Annotated in this window: 20 protein-coding genes; 8 read left to right on the top strand and 12 right to left on the bottom strand. The window is 72.9% G+C overall.

The genetic code is table 11. The features are described from left to right. Positions 1–179: 179 nt before the first annotated feature. Positions 180–950 carry a LamB/YcsF family protein gene (locus ACFO4E_RS15515; protein ID WP_378575276.1) on the bottom strand — a complete coding sequence of 257 codons (771 nt, stop codon included), beginning with the start codon at positions 948–950 and terminating at the stop codon, positions 180–182. A gap of 53 nt (positions 951–1,003) precedes the next feature. Beyond that, positions 1,004–2,248 carry an NRAMP family divalent metal transporter gene (locus ACFO4E_RS15510; protein ID WP_378575542.1) on the bottom strand — a complete coding sequence of 415 codons (1,245 nt, stop codon included), beginning with the start codon at positions 2,246–2,248 and terminating at the stop codon, positions 1,004–1,006. 243 nt (positions 2,249–2,491) lie between these two features. Here ACFO4E_RS15510 and ACFO4E_RS15505 point away from each other — a divergent pair, with 243 nt between their 5' ends. Further along, positions 2,492–3,202: a GntR family transcriptional regulator gene (locus ACFO4E_RS15505; RefSeq protein WP_378575539.1), complete on the top strand. Its 711-nt coding sequence runs from the start codon at positions 2,492–2,494 to the stop codon at positions 3,200–3,202. 31 nt (positions 3,203–3,233) lie between these two features. On the opposite strand, the gene ACFO4E_RS15500 is transcribed toward ACFO4E_RS15505, so the two are convergent. Next, a complete protein-coding gene (locus ACFO4E_RS15500; protein WP_378575273.1) occupies positions 3,234–3,905 on the bottom strand; it encodes a TetR/AcrR family transcriptional regulator in 672 nt (223 codons plus the stop codon). 135 nt (positions 3,906–4,040) lie between these two features. Between ACFO4E_RS15500 and ACFO4E_RS15495 the strand changes: the two genes are divergently transcribed. Further along, the gene (locus ACFO4E_RS15495; protein WP_378575271.1) at positions 4,041–4,460 is read left to right on the top strand and encodes a Dabb family protein; all 420 of its coding nucleotides are present in this window, start codon (positions 4,041–4,043) and stop codon (positions 4,458–4,460) included. A gap of 118 nt (positions 4,461–4,578) precedes the next feature. Here the strand turns inward: ACFO4E_RS15495 and ACFO4E_RS15490 are convergent, their stop codons facing one another. Continuing rightward, the gene (locus ACFO4E_RS15490) at positions 4,579–5,454 is read right to left on the bottom strand and encodes a hypothetical protein (protein ID WP_378575537.1); all 876 of its coding nucleotides are present in this window, start codon (positions 5,452–5,454) and stop codon (positions 4,579–4,581) included. Between the two features lie 492 nt (positions 5,455–5,946). Next, positions 5,947–7,209, bottom strand: coding sequence for a PucR family transcriptional regulator (locus tag ACFO4E_RS15485; protein ID WP_378575269.1), 1,263 nt, complete (start codon positions 7,207–7,209; stop codon positions 5,947–5,949). A gap of 210 nt (positions 7,210–7,419) precedes the next feature. Here ACFO4E_RS15485 and ACFO4E_RS15480 point away from each other — a divergent pair, with 210 nt between their 5' ends. The 5 genes from ACFO4E_RS15480 (at position 7,420) to ACFO4E_RS15460 (ending at position 12,423) form a co-directional block, all read left to right on the top strand. Further along, a complete protein-coding gene (locus ACFO4E_RS15480) occupies positions 7,420–8,382 on the top strand; it encodes an ACP S-malonyltransferase (protein ID WP_378575267.1) in 963 nt (320 codons plus the stop codon). Then, positions 8,379–9,332, top strand: coding sequence for a beta-ketoacyl-ACP synthase III (locus tag ACFO4E_RS15475; RefSeq protein WP_378575265.1), 954 nt, complete (start codon positions 8,379–8,381; stop codon positions 9,330–9,332). The genes ACFO4E_RS15480 and ACFO4E_RS15475 overlap by 4 nt, the downstream gene beginning before the upstream one ends. An 88-nt stretch (positions 9,333–9,420) precedes the next feature. Beyond that, entirely contained in the window at positions 9,421–9,660 is a 240-nt protein-coding gene (locus ACFO4E_RS15470; protein ID WP_378575263.1) for an acyl carrier protein, read from the top strand. 129 nt (positions 9,661–9,789) lie between these two features. Further along, positions 9,790–11,028 carry a beta-ketoacyl-ACP synthase II gene (gene fabF, locus ACFO4E_RS15465; RefSeq protein ID WP_378575257.1) on the top strand — a complete coding sequence of 413 codons (1,239 nt, stop codon included), beginning with the start codon at positions 9,790–9,792 and terminating at the stop codon, positions 11,026–11,028. A gap of 225 nt (positions 11,029–11,253) precedes the next feature. Beyond that, positions 11,254–12,423: an EAL domain-containing protein gene (locus tag ACFO4E_RS15460; protein ID WP_378575252.1), complete on the top strand. Its 1,170-nt coding sequence runs from the start codon at positions 11,254–11,256 to the stop codon at positions 12,421–12,423. Between the two features lie 100 nt (positions 12,424–12,523). Here ACFO4E_RS15460 and ACFO4E_RS15455 read toward each other — a convergent pair whose 3' ends face one another. Further along, positions 12,524–13,405 (bottom strand): SGNH/GDSL hydrolase family protein, encoded by an 882-nt coding sequence (locus ACFO4E_RS15455; protein WP_378575250.1) that lies wholly within the window; start codon positions 13,403–13,405, stop codon positions 12,524–12,526. Positions 13,406–14,065: 660 nt separating this feature from the next. Here ACFO4E_RS15455 and ACFO4E_RS15450 point away from each other — a divergent pair. Then, complete coding sequence (locus tag ACFO4E_RS15450; protein WP_378575247.1) at positions 14,066–16,210, top strand: hypothetical protein; 2,145 nt, start codon at positions 14,066–14,068, stop codon at positions 16,208–16,210. Between the two features lie 94 nt (positions 16,211–16,304). Here ACFO4E_RS15450 and ACFO4E_RS15445 read toward each other — a convergent pair whose 3' ends face one another. From ACFO4E_RS15445 to sufD, 6 genes are read right to left on the bottom strand one after another with little or no spacing between them, the layout of a single operon-like run. After that, positions 16,305–16,700, bottom strand: coding sequence for a metal-sulfur cluster assembly factor (locus ACFO4E_RS15445; protein WP_378575245.1), 396 nt, complete (start codon positions 16,698–16,700; stop codon positions 16,305–16,307). Beyond that, a complete protein-coding gene (sufU, locus tag ACFO4E_RS15440) occupies positions 16,697–17,182 on the bottom strand; it encodes a Fe-S cluster assembly sulfur transfer protein SufU (protein WP_378575242.1) in 486 nt (161 codons plus the stop codon). Before sufU ends, ACFO4E_RS15445 begins: the two co-directional genes overlap by 4 nt. Positions 17,183–17,196: 14 nt before the next feature. Then, on the bottom strand, positions 17,197–18,495 hold the full coding sequence (locus ACFO4E_RS15435) for a cysteine desulfurase (RefSeq protein ID WP_378575240.1): 1,299 nt from the start codon (positions 18,493–18,495) through the stop codon (positions 17,197–17,199). Further along, positions 18,492–19,259, bottom strand: a complete 768-nt coding sequence (sufC, locus tag ACFO4E_RS15430; protein WP_378575238.1) for a Fe-S cluster assembly ATPase SufC — start codon at positions 19,257–19,259, stop codon at positions 18,492–18,494. Before sufC ends, ACFO4E_RS15435 begins: the two co-directional genes overlap by 4 nt. 13 nt (positions 19,260–19,272) lie before the next feature. After that, positions 19,273–19,608: a non-heme iron oxygenase ferredoxin subunit gene (locus tag ACFO4E_RS15425; RefSeq protein WP_378575235.1), complete on the bottom strand. Its 336-nt coding sequence runs from the start codon at positions 19,606–19,608 to the stop codon at positions 19,273–19,275. Beyond that, on the bottom strand, positions 19,605–20,771 hold the full coding sequence (gene sufD / locus ACFO4E_RS15420; RefSeq protein ID WP_378575233.1) for a Fe-S cluster assembly protein SufD: 1,167 nt from the start codon (positions 20,769–20,771) through the stop codon (positions 19,605–19,607). Before sufD ends, ACFO4E_RS15425 begins: the two co-directional genes overlap by 4 nt. Position 20,772 lies beyond the last annotated feature (1 nt).

Raw genomic sequence — 20,772 nt, 5'->3', positions numbered from 1 at the left:
GGCCAGCCGGGTCGGCCGCCTGAGGTGCGCACGGCACGGCGCGGTCGCGTAGCCGACCGCCTGCCAGAACGACCGCCCAAGACACGCACGACACAGGGCGGAGCCGGGACGGCCGCGCACGGTCGGCCGCCTCCATCCCGGGGCGGCCGATCGCGTCAGGTCCGGGCCGGCCGGTCGCATCAGGCCGCCGCCGCGGCGGCGAAGGGGGCGATGCGCACGCCGGCGCCCGATAGACGGTCCGCGACGGCGCGGGCCATGCGCACCGCGCCCGGGCTGTCGCCGTGCACGCACAGCGAGTCGGCGTCGATGCGGACCGTGCTGCCGTCGACCGCGGCGATGGGCCGTCCTTCGACGATGTCCAGGCACCGGGCGGCGACCTGGTCCGGGTCGCCGAGCACCGCGCCGGGTTCGCGCCGCGAGACGAGAGTGCCCTCGGGGGTGTAGGCGCGGTCGGCGAACGCCTCGCGCACCGTGCGCAGCCCGGCGTCACCGGCCAGCCGCAGCCACGCCGACCCGGGCAGCCCCAGCACGGGCAGCGATGGATCGTAGGCGCGCACCGCCGCGACGACCGCGGCGGCCTGCTCCTCGTGGTGGACGATCGCGTTGTAGAGCGCGCCGTGGGGTTTGACGTAGCGGACGCGGTCGCCGGCGATGCGGGCGAAGGCGTCCAGCGCGCCGATCTGGTAGACGACGTCGTCAGCGAGGTCGCTCGGCGGGACGTCGACGAAGCGCCGTCCGAACCCGGCGAGGTCGCGGTAGCCCACGTGGGCACCGATCGCGACCCCCCGGGCGACGGCCCCCTCACAGGTACGCCGCAGCACCGACGGGTCGCCGGCGTGGAACCCGCAGGCCACGTTGGCGCTGGTGACGACGGACAGCAGCGCGTCGTCATCGCCCAGTTCCCAGCGGCCGAAGCTCTCCCCCATGTCGGAATTGATGTCGATGTGCACGCCTGCCTCCTCGTGGTCGTTCGCCGGTGCCGGTCCGCTCGTCGGGGCCGCCGTCACTGCCACAGGTCCGCGATGCCGGTCAGGGCGTTCGCGGCGATGTAGACGGTGAGCAGCCACGCCGCGACGCCGATGCCCAGCAGCCACTTCGGGTACCGGTACCCGCTCAGCAGGTCGTGCGACCTGCGTGCGGCCACCCAGAGCATGATGCCCAGCCCGACCGGGAGGATGAGGCCGTTGAGGGCGCCGGCGAGCACGAGCAGCGTGGCGGGCGCCTGCCCCAGGAACAGGTAGATGACGGTGGAGACGGCGATGAACCCGGCGACCAGCCAGCCCTTGGCGCGGTCGAGCCGCGGGGAGAAGGTGGTGACGAAGGAGATCGAGGTGTAGGACGCGCCGATCACGGAGGTGATCGCCGCCGCCCACATGATGACGCCGAACAGCCGCAGCCCGACCTCTCCGGCGGCCTGGCGGAATGCCTCGGCCGGGGGGTTGGGGGCGTCGAGGATGGCGGCGCCGCCGGTGACCACGCCGAGGACCGCGAGGAACAGCAGCACGCGCATGACGCCGGTGACGATGATGCCGGTGACCGAGGTGCGGGCGACGGCGTCGACGTTCTCGCGCCCGGTCTGGCCGGATTCCACCAGGCGGTGCGCCCCCGCGTAGGTGATGTAGCCGCCGACGGTCCCGCCGATGATGGTCACCGTCGCCAGGAAGACGTCGGAGCCGAGGCGTTCGGGCAGGACCGACTGCACCAGGGCGTCGCCGACCGGCGGGTCGGAGACGATCGCCGCGTAGAGGGTCAGGCCGATCATCAGCAGGCCCAGGCCGATCAAGATGCGGTCCATGGCGGCGCCGGCGCGCTTGACCAGGAACAGCGCGATGGCCAGCGCCGCGGAGACCGCCCCGGCGATCCGGGCGTCGACGCCGGCGAGCGCGTCGAGGCCGAGCGCGGTGCCGGCGATGTTGCCCACGTTGAAGACGAGCCCGCCGAAGACGATGAGGACGGCGAGCAGGTATCCGGCGCCGGGCAGGACCTTGTTCGCGAGGTCCTGGGCGCGGGTGCCGGAGACCCCGATGACCCGCCAGATGTTCAGCTGGACGGCGATGTCCACGAGGATCGACACCAGGATCGCGAACGCGAAGGTGGCGCCGAGCTGGGCGGTGAACGTGGTGGTCTGGGTGATGAAGCCGGGGCCGATGGCGCTCGTGGCCATCAGGAACATCGCGCCGAGCAACCCGCTGCTGAGGGCGACGCGCTTGGCGCGCGGCCGAGGGGGCGCCTGGGGGGACTCGCTCATCATGGGCCTCCGCGGTGACGAGGGACGGGTACGGGGGCATCCGCCGAGTGACGGCGGCCACAGTGTCGTATTGTTGAACAATACTCCAATACTTCAATTTCCAGAAGGTGTCCCCAGGTGACGATCGCGTGTCGCCGTCCGCCGCTCCCATGGGGGCGGAGGAGCGCACACCGTCCGTGACAATGGACGCGGGCCGCAACCCCCGGCCCTCAGGGGAATCGAGAACAGGGAGCCGGTGTGGCGGTGGCGGGCGACTGGGCCGACGGGATACCCGACGTCGGCGAGGAACTGGAGCGGTCGAGTACCGCCGAGCGGGTCGCCGACAGGCTGCGGGAGTACGTCATCAACGGGGCGCTACCACCTGGGACCCGGCTGTCGGAGGAGAAGGTCGGCCGCAGGCTCCGGGTCTCGCGCAACACGCTCCGTGAAGCGTTCCGGCTGCTAGGGCACGAGCGGCTGCTCGTCCACGAGTTCAACCGCGGTGTGTTCGTCGCCCACCCGGGCCTCGACGACGTGGTGGACCTGTTCCGTGTCCGGCGGTCGCTGGAGCTCGCCGCCCTGCGCGGGGCGGCCGGGGCGCCGGCCGGCGCGGTCGACGCGGTGGGCGCGGCCGTGGCGTCGGGCACCGCGGCCTACGACAGGGGCGACTGGTGGGGGCTGGGTACCGCCAACATGCACTTCCACCAGGCCATCGCCGCGCTGAGCGGCAGCCCGCGCATCGACGAGACCATGCGCCAGATCCTGGCGGAGCTGCGCCTGGTGTTCCACGTGATGGCCGAGCCGCGCGCCTACCACGCCCCCTACCTGGAGCTGAACCGGCGGATCTACGAGGAGCTGGCGGCCGGCCGCCACTCCGACGCCGAGGCCCGGCTGGCCGACTACCTGGACGTCGCGGAGAAACAGCTCGTGGAGGCGTTCGCCGCAGCGGAGTCCCGCCGGAACCCGGCCTCCTAAGGGGCGATGCCGGGGACGCTGCCCCTGGGGATCACGCCCCGGCGGCCGCCTGCGCGCCGTACGCCCCGTAGGCGCGGAGGAACGTGTCGACCGCGGCATCGGACACGGCGCGGGTCTCGGCGGCGGGGACCGGGCGGGTCCCCAGCCGGGAGCGGCCCTCCATCGGTGCCGTGAGCAGCGCGAGGAACTGCTCGGCGGCCTGCGCGGGATCGCACGGGCGCAGGTGGCCCGCCAGCGAGAGGCGCGCGAACCGGTCGGCCAGGGCATCGCCGAGCCGGCCCGACGTGCGCTCCTGGACGGTCTCGATCAGATCGGGGAAGCGCGCGACCTGTTCATAGGTCAGCCAGCGCAGTGCGCGGGCGCGCTCCGAGCAGCACACGCGGATCAGCCGGTGGGCGGTGTCCTCAAGGGCCGCCCGCGGATCGCCGCCGGGTTCGCGCAGCCGCTCGGCGGCGGCGAGGTTCTCCCCCATCACCGAGTCGGCCGCGGCGGCCATGGCGTTGCGGAACAGGGTCTCCTTGTCGTTGAGGTGGTTGTAGACGGTCGGCTTGGCGACGCCCGCCACCTCGGCGATCTCACGCACGCACGCCTGGCCGTAGCCGCGCCGGGCGAAGACGGTGAAGGCGGCGTCCAGGATCGCCTGCCGCTTGTCGATGCGCCCCCGCGGGGCCGCGCGTCCGGCCGCAGCCGTCACTCCTGCCATCCCCGCATGGTAGCGCATACGGAAGCGATTCTTTACCCATGGGTTCAGTTCAGTGGCCCGGGTTGCACAACTCCTGGAACGGAGTGAGACTGAACCCAGCGGTTCATATGACTGAACCGTCAGGTAGACAACCGCATGGAGGAGCACGCCGTGATCGTCAACATCCTGCGCTTCGGCTTCAGAGACGGAACGACCGATGAGGACAAGGAGAAGGTCCTGGCGGCCATGCGCCGCACCGGGTCACTGGAGTCCGTGGCGTTCTCGGCCGTCGGCCAGGACCTCCGCCTGCCCGACGACGGCTACACGCACACCTACATCGCGGGGGTGGCGGACCTGGCGGCGCTGGAGCGGTACATGCACGACCCGCTCCACATCGGCGGCGACGACGTGATCCTGCCGCACATCGCGAAGCTTTCGGGGCTGCGCATGTCGGACGACCCGGACCCGGGTGTCAGCGCGCGGGTCGCGGCGCTGCACGAGGAGAAGGTGGCGATGTACCCGGAGTGGGGGCGGTCGCTCGACACGGTCGAGGGGCGGGCGTCCGCGGATTCCTGAGGGCCCGGGCCGGGGACGGTCGGCGCGGGGCCGCCGAGCCCGCGCGGCTCGGCGGGCCCGGGGCGCGCACCACGGTGCCGGGGGCCGCGCACGGCCCCCGGCACCCGAGGGCCGGCTCTTAGCTCTTGGTCTTGGGACGCTGGACGGGGCGCGCCGAGCGGCTCTTGCGGCGCACGGCACCGGGGGTCGTGCGCGGGATGCGCCGGGCCGGGCTGGGGGTGGTGCCGGCCGCGGGGAACCCGGGGATGAGGTTGGCGGGCTCGGCCTTCGGCTCGGCGCTGGGCACCGCGAGGCGCTCGGGGAGCCCCGAGGGGTCGAGTGCGGTGTCGTCCGCCGCGGACGCGGCGGACGAGGAGGCCTCTTCGTCGTCCTGTTCCCGCCGGGAGCCGGACTCGGCCGCCCGGCGCACGCGGGCCGCGTTCCAGGCGCGCACGCGCGCCGCGCCGCGGGTGACGAACGGCCACTCGACCGGGGCCGGCTGTGCCAGCGCCGCCCACAGGTAGGCCTTGGTGCCCCAGTCCTCCATGGCGCGCCGGGCCCGGGTGATGGTGAAGAAGGTCGGGGAGGCCAGCACGAGCTGCGGCCACGCCAGCACCAGGGCCACCAGCACCGGGAAGAGGCCGCCGCCGGCGATGGACGCGCCCGCGCCGACGACGATGGGGGTCAGGGCGAGGGCGATGCGCAGCGCGGTGATCTGCCGGAACCGGTGCAGCGAACGGCGCACCGACGCCTCGGCGGACAGTCCTTCGGGCAGCGGCGTGGGCTGCACGACGATCGCCAGCAGCAGCGAGGCAACGGCGACCGACCCCGACAGCAGGATGGTCACACCCGGAGCGGAGAATCCGCCGCCGACGACGAGCGCCACGAGGCCGACGATCGGGATCGGGGCCGGCAGGTAGAAGAGCACTTGGCGCCAGAGCTGCCCGGACTCGGTCGGCCGTTGAACGGCCGCCACCAATCTCGCGTACAGCTTTCCGGCCCTGTCGACCACCACAGCCAAGCACCCCCCAATCCTCGTGCGCTACCACCACGTGAGCGAGAGATCTCCCCGACGAGGGCGCTGACCAGCGCGTCCCCGGATTCGGCGATGCCCGGAACCGCCGACCGGAATCGTGCACGGGTCGTGACCAATCGCTCACCGATCACGTTATCGGCATTTCCACGTCCGCACACCGGGCCGGCCCGCAAAAGGACCCGATCTCCCAGGAGGCTGGACGCCCGGGGTCCGCCCCCGGTTGACGTACGCGCGCGGTGAATTACCGCTCTCCAGGTGACGCCGGATGACGCACCGCCACGCGCTCGTTCCGGAACAGATCCCGCCGTGCCTCCTCCCCGGCAACGGCGGACGAAAACCTCAGGTTCCCGATGAATCGCACCAGATCAGGCAGTTTTTCCCAGCGACCCGCGCGAGCGCTCCCCACCCGCCGGTCCGGCCTGGTCGGGGTGGCGCGCGGCCACCGCGGCGCCGGCGCACCGGCGGCGTCCCTCACTCCGCCACCGGTCTCCCGCGCTCCGTCAGCCGGCCCAGGGTCACCGCGACCCGCAGGACGAACGAGCCGCGGCCGTCGGAGGGCAGGTACCCGGTCAGCTCCGCGATCCGGCTCAACCGGTACCGGACGGTGTTGGGGTGGACGAACAGCATGCGGGCCGTCGACTCCAGGGACGACGCGTGCTCCAGGTAGACCGACAGCGTGTCCAGCAGCGGCGACCCGGCTCCGCGCAGGGGCAGGTAGATCAGGTCCACGAGCCGCCGGCGCGCGGCGGCGTCCCCCTCCAGGGCCCGTTCGGGCAGCAGGTCCTCGGCCGCGACGGGCCGCGGCGCGTCGGGCCAGGCGACGGCGGCCCGCAGCCCGCTGACCGCGGCGCGCACCGATTCCCCGGCCGCGTGCAGGTCGGGCGCCGGCGGCCCGACCACCACCGGCCCCTCGCCGAACAGCCCCGCCAGCGCTTCGGCCGCGCGCAGCCGCGCGGTACCGTCGCCGGCGTCCTCGGCCAGGCCGATCACCACGACCACGCGCTCGCCCTGCGCCCCGGCGATCACGTCGTGGCCGCCGCGGCGGGCCGTCGCGCGCAGGTCGTCGAGCACGCCGTCGCGGTCGAGGCCGCTCAGCCCGCCGGCGACGGCGATCACCGGCGTCTTCGACCAGCCCAGCGCCGACCCCCAGGTCGGCAGCCCGTCCTCGTGGTCGCCGTGCAGGAGGGCGTCGACGATCAGCGCCTCCAGCCGGGCGTCCCAGGAGCCCCGGGCCTCGGCGGCGCGCGCGTAGACCTTCGCGGAGCTGAAGGCCACCTCGCGCGTGTAGCGCAGGACCGCCTCCAGCAGCTGCTGCTGGCCCCCGGGGGCCGCCAGCTCCTCGACCTGGTTCTCCACCACGTCGATGACGACCCGGATCATGTCCACGGTCTGCAGGAGGGTGACCGAGCGGGTGAGTTCGCGCGGCGCGGTGCCGAAGACCTCGACCGTTATCGGCGGGCGGCCCCGCCCGGGGGTCTTGAACCAGTCGACGAACGCCGCGACGCCGGACTGCGCCACCAGCCCCACCCAGGAGCGGTCCTCCGCCGACATCCGGCGGAACCACGACAGCCTGCTCTCCATGCGGGCGACGGCGGCCGTGCCGATCGCCCCCATGGACCGTTCCAGGCGCTGGACGGTCTGCGCGCGCACGGCGGCCTCGTGGTCGGTGCGGTCGCCCGGGCCGGCCTCCGTGTCGTCCCCGTCCCGCGGATCTGTGGAATCTGTGCTCACCATCCCTAGAGTGGCATCCGCCGACGTGCGGGAACGACGACGCGGCCGCCGGAGACCCCCATTGAGCGCGTACCGAGCGGTCACAACGTGACCCGTTCCACTGGAATCGGGGCCCGCGGCAACCTGTTTGTAGGACCCCGACAAATCGAGCCTTCTAAACTTCGTGGTTGTCCCCATCAAGCTGGTGATGTTCTACAGGGCAAGGTGGATGTCGTGCTTGTAATCGTTGCTCCCGGCCAAGGCGCCCAGGTCCCCGGATTCCTCGCTCCATGGCTCGAACTCCCCGGCATGGCCGAGCGGTTCGACCAGTGGTCGGAGGTCGCCGGGCTCGACCTCGCCCGCTGCGGCACCGTCGCCGATGCCGATGAGATCCGCGACACCGCGATCGCCCAGCCCCTGCTGGTCGGCGCGGGCCTCGCCGCCGCCATCGCGCTCTTCGGCGACCTCGACGACGCCCCCGGGGCGATCGACGCCGTCGCCGGGCACAGCGTCGGCGAGTTCACCGCCGCCGGTGTCGCCGGAGTGCTCAGCCCCGAGGCCGCCCTCAGCCTGGTCGCCGAGCGCGGGCGCGGCATGGCCGAGGCGTCGTCGGCCATCGCCACCGGGATGACCGCCGTGCTCGGCGGCGACCGCGCGACCGTCCTCGCCGCCCTGGAGGCCGCCGGCCTCACCCCCGCCAACGACAACGGCGCCGGGCAGATCGTCGCCGCCGGCACCACCGAGCAGCTCGCGGCCCTCGCGGAGAACCGCCCCGAGGGTGCGCGGCTGCGCTCGCTGTCGGTGGCCGGAGCGTTCCACACCCACCACATGGCACCCGCGGTGGAGCGCGTCGAGCGGATCGCCGCGGCCACCGAGGTCGCCGACCCCCGCACCCGCCTGCTCTCCAACCGCGACGGCGCGGTCGTCGGCAGCGGGCGCGACTACCTCGACCGGCTCGTCTCGCAGATCAGCTCGCCGGTCCGCTGGGACTCCTGCACCCAGACCCTCGCGGACCTCGGGGTCACCGCCCTCATCGAACTTCCCCCGGCCGGAACCCTGGTCGGCTTGGCGAAGCGCTCGCTGCGCGGCGTCGAGCGCCTGGCCGTCAAGACCCCCGACGACCTCGACGCGGCACGCGATCTGATCAAGGAGCACGCCGGTCGCACCCCCGTCGACCAGGAAGGCCAGCCCGAATGAACCTGACCCCCGGGGCCCCCGGAGCGCGCCTGGTCGCGCTCGGGGAGTACCAGCCCAGCAACGTCGTCACCAACGACGACCTCGCCCGGCGGGTGGACACCTCCGACGAATGGATCCAGAGCCGCGTCGGCATCAAGGAGCGCCGCATCGCGGGCGCCGACGACACCGTGGTCAGCATGGCCGTGGCCGCGGGCGGAAAGGCGCTGGCGGCAGGGGGCATGGCCCCCTCGGACATCGACCTGGTGATCGTCGCCACCTGCACCCAGATCGACCAGATCCCCAACGCCGCCGCCAGCGTCGCCGCGCGGCTGGGGATCAGCGCGCCCGGCGCCTTCGACGTCAACGCCGCCTGCGCCGGGTTCTGCTACGCGCTGGGCCTGGCCGCCGACTCCGTTCGCGCCGGATCGGCCACCAACGTGCTCGTCATCGGCTCGGAGAAGCTGTCGGACTGGCTCGACTGGAACGACCGCACCACGTGCGTGATCTTCGCCGACGGAGCGGGCGCGGCGGTGATCTCGGCCGCCGACACCCCGGGCATCGGCCCGGTGGTGTGGGGCAGCGCCGGCGAGCAGGCCGACAAGATCCACCTGCGCGACAACAAATACCTCACACAGGAGGGCCAGGCGGTCTTCCGGTGGACGACCACCCAGCTGTACTCGGTGGCGCTGGAGGCGCTGCGGCGCGCGGGGGTCGAGCCCACGGAGCTGACCGCGTTCGTCCCCCACCAGGCCAACCTGCGCATCGTCGAGTCCATCGCCCGCAAGCTGGGCGCACCGCAGGCGATCATCGCCCGCGATATTGTCACGGCGGGCAACACTTCGTCGGCTTCCGTCCCTCTCGCGCTCTCGCGCATGGCCGGCCGCGGCGAACTGCCCTCGGGGAGCACCGTGCTCACCCTGGGATACGGCGCGGGGCTCACCTACGCGGCCCAGGTGCTGGAGATTCCCTAGACATCCGTGGACCCCGGCCTGCGCGCGCTCGCGCACAGGTCCCACGGCGAACGTACGACCGCACGAAAATCCAAGGAGAAACCCCAACATGGCGCACTCTGAGCAGGAGATCCTGGCCGGCCTCGGCGAGATCATCGACGAGATCGCCGGTGTCCCCGCCGCAGAGGTCACCCCGGAGAAGAGCTTCGTCGACGACCTCGACATCGACTCCCTCTCCATGGTGGAGATCGCCGTCGCCGCGCAGGACAAGTTCGGCGCCGAGATCCCCGACGACCGGCTGAAGGAGCTCAAGACGGTCCAGGACGTCGTCAACTTCATCCAGAAGTAGCGACGCCGCCTCCCGCGGTTCCCGCCCGGCGGGCCGCGCCGCCCCTGCCGGCGGCCCGAACACCGGCTACCCCGACCCCCCGCCGCACCGCGGGACCGAACCAACGAGACGAGAAGGGCGATAAGGCCAATGAGTCCCACCGAAGTCGTCGTCACTGGCCTCGGCGCCACCACCCCGCTGGGAGGTGACGTCGCCACGACCTGGTCCGCGCTTCTCGAAGGTCGGTCCGGCATCACGGCGCTCCCCGAGGACTGGCACGATACGCTGCCGGTCCACTTCGCCGGCCAGGCCGCCGTCGACCCCAAGGAGAAGCTGCCCAGGCAGCGCCTGCGCCGCCTGGACCGCACCCAGCAGTTCGCGCTGATCGCGGCGCACGAGGCGTGGGAGGACGCCGGCGCGCCCGAGGTCGACCCGCTGCGGCTGGGCGCGGTGGTCTCCAGCGGTATCGGCGGCATCCTCACGATCCTGGAGCAGTACGACACCTTCCGCGAGCGGGGCTGGCAGCGCGTTTCGCCCTTCACCGTGCCGATGCTCATGCCCAACAGCCCCGCGGCAGCCGTGGCCCTGGAGTTCACCGCCCGCGCCGGGGCCCACGCCCCGGTGAGCGCCTGCGCGTCCAGCGCCGAGGCCATCGCCGACGCGATCGGGATGATCCGTTCGGGCCGCGCCGACGTCGTCATCGCCGGCGGCACCGAGGCCGCCATCCACCCGCTCAACATCGCGTCCTTCGCCTCCATGCGCGCGCTGTCGACCCGCAACGACGACCCGCAGCACGCCTCGCGCCCCTGGGACGCCGACCGCGACGGCTTCGTCATGGGCGAGGGCGCCGGCATCGTCGTCCTGGAGAGCGCCGAGCACGCCCGCGCCCGGGGCGCCCGCGTCTACGCGGTGGCGGCCGGCACCGGGTACAGCAACGACGCCTTCGACATCGTGCAGCCCGACCCCGAGGGCTCCGGCCAGGCGCGGGCCATCACCATGGCGCTGTCCGACGCCGACCTCAAGCCGTCCGACATCGCGCACGTCAACGCGCACGCCACCTCGACCCCGGCCGGCGACGTCGGCGAGACCGTGGCCATCCGCGCCGCCCTGGGTGACGCGGCGGCCGACGAGGTCGCGGTCACCTCCACCAAGTCCATGACCGGGCACCTGCTCGGCGGCGCCGGCGCCGTGGAGTCCATCGCCACCGTCCTGACGCTGCACGAGGGCCGGATCCCGCCGACCATCAACATCGAGAACCTCGACCCCGCGGTCCGGGTCGACATCGTCCGCGACAAGCCGCGCGACCTGCCGGCCGACGCGGTCGCGGCGCTGAACGAGTCGTTCGGGTTCGGCGGCCACAACATCGCCCTCGCCTTCCGCCGCGTGTAGCCGCGGATCGCGCGGGCACCCGCGCGGCGGCCGGGGCGCACGCGACGAGCACCCCGCTGCCGGAGAGCCGGGTACGGCGGTGACCGGGGAGTCCCCCGGTCACCGCCTTTGTCGTCACGGAGCGTGTCCACTCCTGGTTAACGCATCAGGTCCCGGGGGCGAAGTTCACGGGAACACCGGGTCATCACGCCTGACAGTGGCGTGCGGCGCGGTGAAGATGGAGGGGTGTCCTCCTCGTCCCTCGCCGCCGGTGGCATGACCCCCGGTAACGACGCCACCGGGAGCGACGGCCCGGTGGAGGGTCCCGGCGGCGCCCCGGTCATGCGGCCGGTCGTCGATCTGGACTCCGGGTCGGTACTCGCCGTGGAAGTGGAAAGCCCCGTCTCCGCCCCCGCCGACGACCCCGCCGCCCAAGCCGAGCTGCTGGCCCGCCTGGCGCGCCGGATGACCACCCTCGAATCCCTGCTCCCGCTGGTGCTCCCGCTGCCCGCGACGGCCGTGGCGGGCGCCGACCCCGAACTGTTCCGGCTGCTCGAACGCGGGCTGCGGCGCGCGGGGCGCCGGCCCCGCGATGTCACGCTGATGCTCGGCCCCGACATGGACGGCCTGCCCCGGCGCGAGCTGGTGCGCGGGATCACCCGGGCGCGCGGTCTGGGGTTCCGCTGCGCGCTGGGCACCTCTTCGATCGCCCCCGACCTGTTCCTGGACGCCGACCCGTTCCTGGTGCGGCTGGACCCGCGCCTGACCGCGGGCATCCCCGGCGACGACCGGCGCACCGCGATGGTGGAGGGCCTGGCCCGCATCGCCCAGGGCACCGGAGCCTTCCTGCTGGCCACCGGCGTCGATTCGGTCCACCAGCTGCTGCGGCTGCGCGAGATCGGCATCCGGCTGGCGCACGGCCCGCTGTTCGCCGACGACCGGTGGAACCCCGGCGACCGGATCCGCCCCATCCCCGACACCGCGGTGGCGTCGGCCGCCTCGGCGGCTCCCGGCGACAGCGGACCCTCGATCGCGGAGTTCGTGCTGCCACCGGTGGCCATGGCCAACGACGCGACGGCCGAGGACGTCCTGGACGCGTTCACCAATGACACGGCCCTGACCAGCGTGGTGCTCATCGACCACGCCGAACGCCCGATCGCGCTGCTCGACCGGACGCGCTTCCTGCTGGCCATCACCGGGCCCTACGGGCACGCGCTGCACGCCAAGCGGCCGGCGTACCGGCTGGCCGACCCGCCGCGCACGGTGCCGCGCGGATTCCGCGCGATGGAGGCGCTGCGCGCGGCCGGCGCCGACCGGGAGCGCGTCTACGACGACCTGGTGACGGTGAACGAGTTCGGCCAGTGCACCGGGGTGGTCCACGTGGGCGACCTGATCCGGAGCCTGGCGCAGAACTGACCCGCGCCGGCGCCGCGGCCCGGCCGGCCGCCGCCGGGCCGGACGGGCACCGGGGCGCGTCCGCCCGGCCCGCGGCGCGGGCGGGCGTACGCGCGGGCGGTTACGGGCGGACCCGGCCGTTGCCGGGGTCCTCGTCCGGGGATCCGGACGGGCGGGGGAGGTCGCCGTCGAGGGCGATGAGGTCGGGGCGCTTGGGCACCCGGCCGTCGCCGGTGGAGCGCCCCATGGCGCGTCTACTGAGCCAGGGGACGAGGTACTGGCGGGTCCACCGGAGGTTCTCGCGGCGCCGCAGGATGCGCGGCAGCTGTTCGGGCGGGGCGTCCCAGGGGCACTCCCAGATCTCCCGGGGCCCCATGGGGGTACCCAGCACGTCGGCGATGCGCGCGGCGACGATGCGGTGGCCGTCGGCGTTGAAGTGCAGCCGGTCGGCGCTCCACGACCGGGGGTCGTTGAGGGCGGTCATCGACCACAGGTCGACGATCTCGGTGCCCGTGCGCTCGGCGATCGCCCGCAGGTGCATGCTGAACACCGCGATCCGCCCCCGGTAGGCGCGCAGCACGGGGATCCAGCCGGTGTCGTGGCCGGAGAGCATGACCACGCGGATCCCGGCGCCGCGCAGCCGCCGGACGCCGACCTCGAACTCGGCGGCGAGGGCGTCGAGGTCGGTACCCGGCCGCAGGACGTCGTTGCCGCCCGCGTGCACGGTGACGAGGTCGGGCTGGAAGGCGAGCGTGCGGTCGAGCTGTTCGCCGAAGATGTGCCGCATGCGCCGGCCGCGCACCGCGAGGTTGGCGTAGCGCAGGTCGGGCGTGAACGTTCCCAGGTGTTCGGCGAGACGGTCGGCGAAGCCTCGGTAGCCGCCGCCGGGGACTCGGTCGTCGAGCCCCTCGGTCAGGCTGTCGCCGATGGCCACGTACGAGCGAATGACCGCCGGGCTTTCCGCCTGAGCGCCTCCAGGGGGCTTGATCTCCAGGTCAGTCACGTCAACCAATCATGCAATTAGGCCACTGGCGCCGACACGCGGGATGACCGTGCAGCGCGCGGGGACAGGTGGCGCCGCATGGGGACCCCGGCACGCCAAGAGGGCGTTCTCAGTGGGGACTGGCAGGGGTTCGGCGCACCCCGCCAGCATACCCGCGCCCCTCGCCCGGAGGTCGGTGTACCTGGCAGAAGACCGCCGGCGCGCGCCCGCGGCCGACGGGCGCGCGGCGACGGCGTCGCCCGGGTGTCCACGGGAAACGGCCCGCGGCCGAGGCGATACGTGACAGACCTCACAAAGCACCGCGTTTTCCGCGAAGGCCCGGAGTTCCGTTCGCGGGCGGGCGGCACCCCGCCCGGCCGACGTTGCGCATTTCGGCCGCCTGGGACTACCCACGAGCCGCACGCGCACGTACGATCTCGGGGAGTGCACAGCACGCCACCGCCCTCCACTCAGGGGCGTGTTCGAAAACGGGCTTTCAGGCCGGCCTGCGACCATCGCGGCCGGCGCCGGACCGGATCGGTTTTCCGAGCACGACCACGCAGAGCCGGTGGTTCCACGGCCCGGCCCGGGCCGACTGGACATAGTGTGGAGCACTGACCGAATGCCCGTGCGGTTCAGCCTGTCACGAGCCGAATGCCTGGAGGTCGAGGTCCCCCGCAGATGAACGCCGTTTCTCCGATCTGCCTCTCCGACCTCGCGCCCGCTCTCCGGTGGAGCAACCCGGCCGACGTCGGCCCGGTCCTGCGCCATGCCCGGCTCATCGACGGCTGGTGGCGGTCGATCCCGCTGCCCCGCGTCCTCGACATCGTGGGCCCAACGTGGCTCGCCCACACCCTCGCGCACCTCGCCGCCGACCACTTCGAGCACCTGGAGCTCGCCGAGCTCCTGCCGTCGCTGCGTGCGCTGACGGTCGACCTCGCCGACATCGCCGAACCGGTGCGCGGGGCCGTCCTGGGCACCGCGGTCACCTGGGACCGGCTGATATCGGCGAGCCCGGCCACCATCGCCACCTGGCCGCTGCCGCCCGGCTGCGGGCCGATCGAGGTCATCGGGACCGTCATCGGCCGCGCCGTCCACCCCTTCGGCCGCGACACCGGCCGCACCCCCGCGCCCTCCCCCGCCCTGGTGGTCGAGGCCGTGCGGACCATCGCCAACTGGATGCCGGCGTCGGCGCCCGAACACGTGCACAACGCGCTGGCCTACCTCACATCGGCCACCGGCGCCGACTCCGCCGGCTCCCCGGCCGAGAGCGCGGACGCCGGGACCATCGACCCGCCGCAGACGCCCGCGACCCGGGCGATCCGCACCCTGCGCGCGCTGCGCGCCCAGCGCGACGAAGAGGCGCGCCAGAACGCCGCGGGCGAGCCCCGGGCCCCCCAGGTGCCGGCGCCGGCCCCCGACACCGACGCCGCCGGACCCGGCAAGAGCTTCCGCAGCTCGCTCCTCGGCCCGGGCCGCACCCTGCGCCGCCCCGCGTTCAACCCGCCCCGGGAGTTCCGCGAGGAGCCCGTGCCCGCGCCGGCCCCCGAGCTGGGCCGGCACCCCTTGGTCGACCTGCTGGAAGGGCTGTTCCGCGGCTGGTCGGACATCGAGCGCACGGTCGCCGCCGAGCGCCTGTTCGCCGCCGATCCCATCAGCATCCGGCTGCTCGCCGACCAGATCCAGGTGGACCTGGGCGCCATCCGCAACGCCCAGCGCGCCGTGGAGGAGCGGCTGCTCCAGTGGCTCGCCTCAGCCGAGGGCGCGCCCATCACCAACCACCTGCGCGACATGTCCGAGCAGCTGGGCACCGCCACGACCATCGACCACCTCATCAGCGCCCACCCCGACCACCCGGTGGACGTGCCGTCGCTGGGCACCCCGTTGTGGCGGGTGGTGATCACCCTGTTCACCGACCGCCGCCTGCACAACGGCTGGCTGGTCGCCGACGACCCCCATCGCCTGCGCTGGCAGACCCGCGAGCTGCTGGGCGACGCCCCCAGCCTGACCGAGGCCGGGCTGCGGCTCGCGCGCATCGGCATCCAGCAGCAGTCGCTGCGCGCCTGGCTGCTGAGCACCCCCGGCGTGAGCATCCGCGACGGCCACGTCCTGGTCGATCCCGCCACCCCGATGGAGGCCCCGGCGCCCACCCCCGCTTTCAGCGGGGGCCACACCGGCGTCGTCCCCGACAGCGGGTCCACGACCGCGAACGGCCTGCCGATCCGGCGCCGCCCCGGCGACCCGTCGCAGCAGCCGTCGGCCTCCCCGGCGCCGCAGGACCTCCCGCCGCAGGTCGCGGGGTCGGTACGGTGCTTCCGGGCGCCCGACGGCCGCTGGTGGCACCGGGTCGACGTCACGGGCGACCACCTCAACGGCGCGCCCGTCACCGTCCCGCCGGGCTACGCCACCCACCTGGGACTGCAACCGGGGCGGCTGCTGTGCCTCACGGCGCCCGGCGCCGACCTGCTCGTCCTGGTCTGGCGGGACCAGCCGGCCTTCGACTCGCTGCGCCCGCTGCTGCGCCGGCTCTCCGCCCAGCACGGCGACCGGGTCTTCATCACGGTCAACGGCGACCGGCTCGACGCCCGCCGGCTGCCGGCCGCCGATCTCAGCGACCACGGGCCCACCAGTCGGGCACTGCACCTGATCGGCTACACCGCGCCCGCTCCCACCGACGAAGCGCTGAAGATCATCGCCCGCCGGATCAGCGACGACAGCGTCGAGGCGCAGGCCGACCCGCAGTCGCTGCTGGACCGGCTCACCCAGCGGGGCGACACCGACATCGCCGCCGAACTGCGCCCGGTCCTGATGACCGCCCACGGCTGAGCGGGGCGCCCCGCAGGCTGAGCGGGAAGCACAGCACGACGGGACCGCGGCCGGCGCCGCGGTCCCGTCGTGTGGGGCCGGTGTATCCCTGAGGTCAGACGTTGAAGCCGAGCATGCGGAGCTGGTCGCGGCCGTCGTCGGTGATCTTGTCGGGTCCCCACGGCGGCATCCAGACCCAGTTGATCTTGACCTCGCGCTCGAACTCGTCGAGGGCGCTGGTGGCCTGGTCCTCGATGACGTCGGTCAGCGGGCACGCCGCGCTGGTCAGGGTCATGTCGAGGGTGATGATGTCGCTGTCGACGTTGACCCCGTAGAGGAGGCCGAGGTCGACGACGTTGACCCCCAGCTCGGGGTCGATGACGTCCTTCAGCGCCTCATTGATCTCCTCGGCCAGCGCGTTGTCGACGGGGGTCGCGGGGGCCCCGGCCGGCTCCGCCGCGGGTTCGTCGCGGGTCTCCGGCGCGGTCGCGGCCGTGCGGTCGTCGGTCATGAGGCGCCCTCCTTCTCCTTCTGCAGGGACTGGGCGGTCGCGTCCTTCCACGCCATCCAGGCGAGCAGGGCGCACTTGATACGGGCAGGGTATTTCGAGACTCCGGCGAAGGCCACCGCGTCCTCCAGCACGTCCTCGTCGGGCTCGCCCTGGCCCTTGGACTGCATGAGGAAGGTGAAGGCTTCGAGGGTGCGCATGCCGTCGTCGACGCTGCGCCCGATCAGCAGATCGGTCAGCACCGATGCGCTGGCCTGGCTGATCGAGCAGCCCATGCTGTCGTAGGAGACGTCGCGCACCAGCGCGGAGCCGTCGAGGCCGGCGCCGCCCGCCGCGGGTTCGAGCGTCACCCGCAGGGTGATCTCGTCGCCGCAGGTGGGGTTGATGTGGTGCGCCTCGGCGTTGTGCGGATCGCGCAGCCCCTTGTTGTGCGGGTTGCGGTAGTGATCCAGGATGATCTCCTGGTACATCGCGTCCAACCGCATCGGTGCCCCCTCTCTCAGGCCTGTGGTGCGGCCGGCACGGTCCCGAAGAACCGCTGCGCGGCCTGGACCCCCTCGACGAGGGCGTCGACGTCGGCGAGGGTGTTGTACAGGTAGAACGACGCGCGTGTGGTGGCGATCACCTGGCAGCGGCGGTGCAGCGGCCACGCGCAGTGGTGGCCGACGCGCACCGCGACCCCGCGGTCGTCGAGGACCTGCCCGACGTCGTGGGGGTGGATGCCCTCGACGACGAACGACACCGCTCCCCCGCGGTCCGCGGAGTCGCGCGGGCCGATGATCCGGACGCCGTCCAGCGCACCCAGCCGCTCCAGGGCGTAGGAGGTGACCGCGTGCTCGTGGCCCGCGACCTTGTCCATGCCGATGGCGCTGAGGTAGTCGCAGGCGGCGGCGAGCCCGACGGCCTGCGCGGTCATCGGCACCCCGGCCTCGAACCGCTGGGGCGGGTCGGCCCAGGTGGAGTGGTCCATGTGCACCACGCCGATCATGGACCCGCCCGTGATGAACGGCGGCATGGCCGCCAGCAGGTCGGCCCTCCCCCACAGCACGCCGATGCCGGTGGGCCCGAGCATCTTGTGGCCGGAGAACGCCAGGAAGTCGACGCCGAGTTCGCGCACGTCGACCGGCATGTGCGGCACCGCCTGGGCGCTGTCGAGCAGGACCAGCGCCCCGACCTCGCGCGCGCGCCGCGAGATCGCCGCGATCGGCGGCACCGTGCCCAGAACATTGGACTGGTGGCTGAGGGCGACGATCCGGGTGCGCTCGTTGACGAGGCCGTCGAGGTCGGAGAGGTCGAGGCGGCCGTCGTCGGTGATGCCGAACCAGCGCAGGGTCGCACCGGTGCGGCGGCACAGCTCCTGCCACGGCACGAGGTTGGCGTGGTGCTCCATCTCGGTGACCACGACCTCGTCGCCCGGCCCCACGCGGAAGCGCTCGGCTTCGGCGCCGCCGGTGGCGGCGTTGCTCATGGCGTAGGCGACGAGGTTGATCGCCTCGGTGGCGTTCTTGGTGAACACCACCTCACCGGCCGGGGCGCCGATGAAGCCCGCGATGGTCGACCGCGCGGCCTCATAGGCGTCGGTGGCTTCTTCCGCGAGCTGGTGCGCTCCCCGGTGCACCGCCGCGTTGTGGCGTTCGTAGAACTCCCGCTCGGCGTCGAGGACCTGGCGGGGCTTCTGCGAGGTCGCCCCGGAGTCGAGGTAGACCAGCGGGCGTCCCTCGCGGACGGTCCGGGCCAGGATCGGGAAGTCCGCCCGGATCTTCTCGACGTCGAGCAGCTCCAGCTCGCGTGTCGTCACTTCGCCGCGCCCGCCTTCGCGAACCGCTCGTAGCCCTCGGCCTCCAGCGCGTCGGCCAGTTCGGCGCCGCCGGATTCGGCGATGCGGCCGTTGGCGAAGACGTGCACGAAGTCGGGCTTCACGTAGTTCAGGATCCGGGTGTAGTGGGTGATCAGCATGACGCCGACCTCGCCGGTGGCCCGGGACCGGTTGATGCCCTCGGAGACGACCTTCAGCGCGTCGACGTCGAGGCCGGAGTCGGTTTCGTCGAGGATCGCGATCTTCGGCTTGAGCAGTTCGAGCTGAAGGATCTCGTGGCGCTTCTTCTCACCGCCGGAGAAGCCCTCGTTGACGCCGCGGGCGGCGAAGGCGGGGTCGATGGACAGGGCGCCCATGGACTGCTGGAGCTCCTTGGAGAAGGCGCGGAGCTTGGGCGCCTCGCCGCGCACGGCGGTGACCGAGCTGCGCAGGAAGTTGGACATGGACACGCCGGGGACCTCGACCGGGTACTGCATGGCCAGGAAGAGGCCGGCGCGGGCGCGCTCGTCGACGCTCATGTCCAGCACGTTCTCGCCGTCGAGGAGGACCTCGCCCGCGGTGATCTCGTACTTGGGGTGGCCGGCGATGGCGTAGGCCAGCGTGGACTTGCCGGAGCCGTTGGGGCCCATGATGGCGTGGGTCTCACCGGAGTTGATGGTGAGGTCGACGCCCTTCAGGATCTCCTGGCGCTCTTCGGCACCGATGAGGACGTCGGCGTGGACCCCGCGGATTTCGAACTTCGTCATGTCTGATTCAGCCTCAAGGATTCTTGTCCAGCGAGACGAGCACGTCGTCGCCCTCGATCTTCACTGCGTAGGTGGCCACCGGCCGGGTCGCCGGCGGGTTGATGGGCTTGCCCGACGCGAGGTCGAAGCAGGATCCGTGCAGCCAGCACTCGATCGTGCCGTCCTCGACCTCTCCCTCGGAGAGGTTCACCTCGGCGTGGGAGCAGATGTCGTTGATCGCGTACACCCGGCCCTCGCTGCGGACGACCGCGACCGGGGTGTCGGCGATCTCCACGCCGAGCACCCCTTCGTCGGGGAGGTCGCCCAGCGCGCAGACCTTCGTGAATCCACCGGTGTCCGGGGTGTTCACGACTGGCCCTGCTCGGTCAGCTTGTCCTCGACCTGCTGGAGGATCCGCTCGCGCAGCTCCGGGATCTCGATCCGGTTGATCAGCTCGGCGAAGTAGCCGCGGATGACCAGGCGGCGGGCTTCGTCGGCGGGGATTCCGCGCGACTGCAGGTAGAAGAGGTGGATGTCGTCGAGCCGCCCGCTGGCGCTGGCGTGGCCGGCGCCTTCGACCTCACCGGTGAAGATCTCCAGGTTGGGCACGGAGTCGACCCGGGTGCCGTCGGTGAGCACGAGGTTGCGGTTGTACTCGTAGGAGTCGGTGCCCTGGGTGCCTTCACCGATGATGACGTCGCCGATCCACACCGCGTGGGCGTCCTCGCCGCTGAGCGCGCCCTTGTACTCGACCCGGCTGCGGGTGTTGGACACGTTGTGGTCGATGAGCGACCGGTGCTCGTGGTGCTGGCCGGCGCCGGTGAAGTAGAGCCCGTGCAGTTCGGCGTCGCCGCCGGGGGCGGTGTAGCCGACCTTCGGCGAGATCCGGACGAGGTCGCCGCCCAGGGTGATCACGTAGCTGCGGAACCGGGCGTCGCGGCCGACCTTGGTGTACTGGTGCGACACGTGCACGGCGTCGCGGTCCCAGTTCTGGAGGCTGACGACGTCGAGCCGGGCGCCGTCGTCGGCGATGAACTCGACGTTGTCGGCGTAGACGGCGCTGCCGGTGTACTCCAGGACGACGGTGGCCGCGGAGTGGCGCTCGGCGTGGATCCGCAGGTGGCCGTTTGCCCCGCCCCGCTCGCTGCCGGTGACCGTGATGAACACCGGCGCCGAGGCGGTGGTGTCCTTGGGCACGGTCACGACCGTGGCCTCGGTGAAGTCGCGGAAGGCGAGCGCGCTCACCCGGTCGGTGGGCAGGAACGCGGTGCCCAGCCGGGGGTCGCCGTGGGCGACGGTCTCGACCCGGACGTCGTCGGGCGCGCTGGTGGCCACCGTGACGGCGCCGCCGGCGGTGTCGCGGGTGTCGTGCAGTCCGCGCATCCGCCGCAGCGGGGTGAACCGCCACTCCTCCTCGCGCCCGTTGGGCACGGGGAAGTCGGCGACGTCGAACGACCCGTGGACGTCCAGCTTGGAGATCGGGAGCTCCCCGCCGTGGGTGTGCTCCTTGATTCCGAGATTCGGGCTGGTCAAC

The organism is Nocardiopsis mangrovi (assembly GCF_042653925.1).
Lineage (GTDB): Bacteria > Actinomycetota > Actinomycetes > Streptosporangiales > Streptosporangiaceae > Nocardiopsis_B > Nocardiopsis_B mangrovi.
Note: the sequence above shows the minus strand (reverse complement) of the source record. Positions and strands in the feature narration are given on the sequence as shown.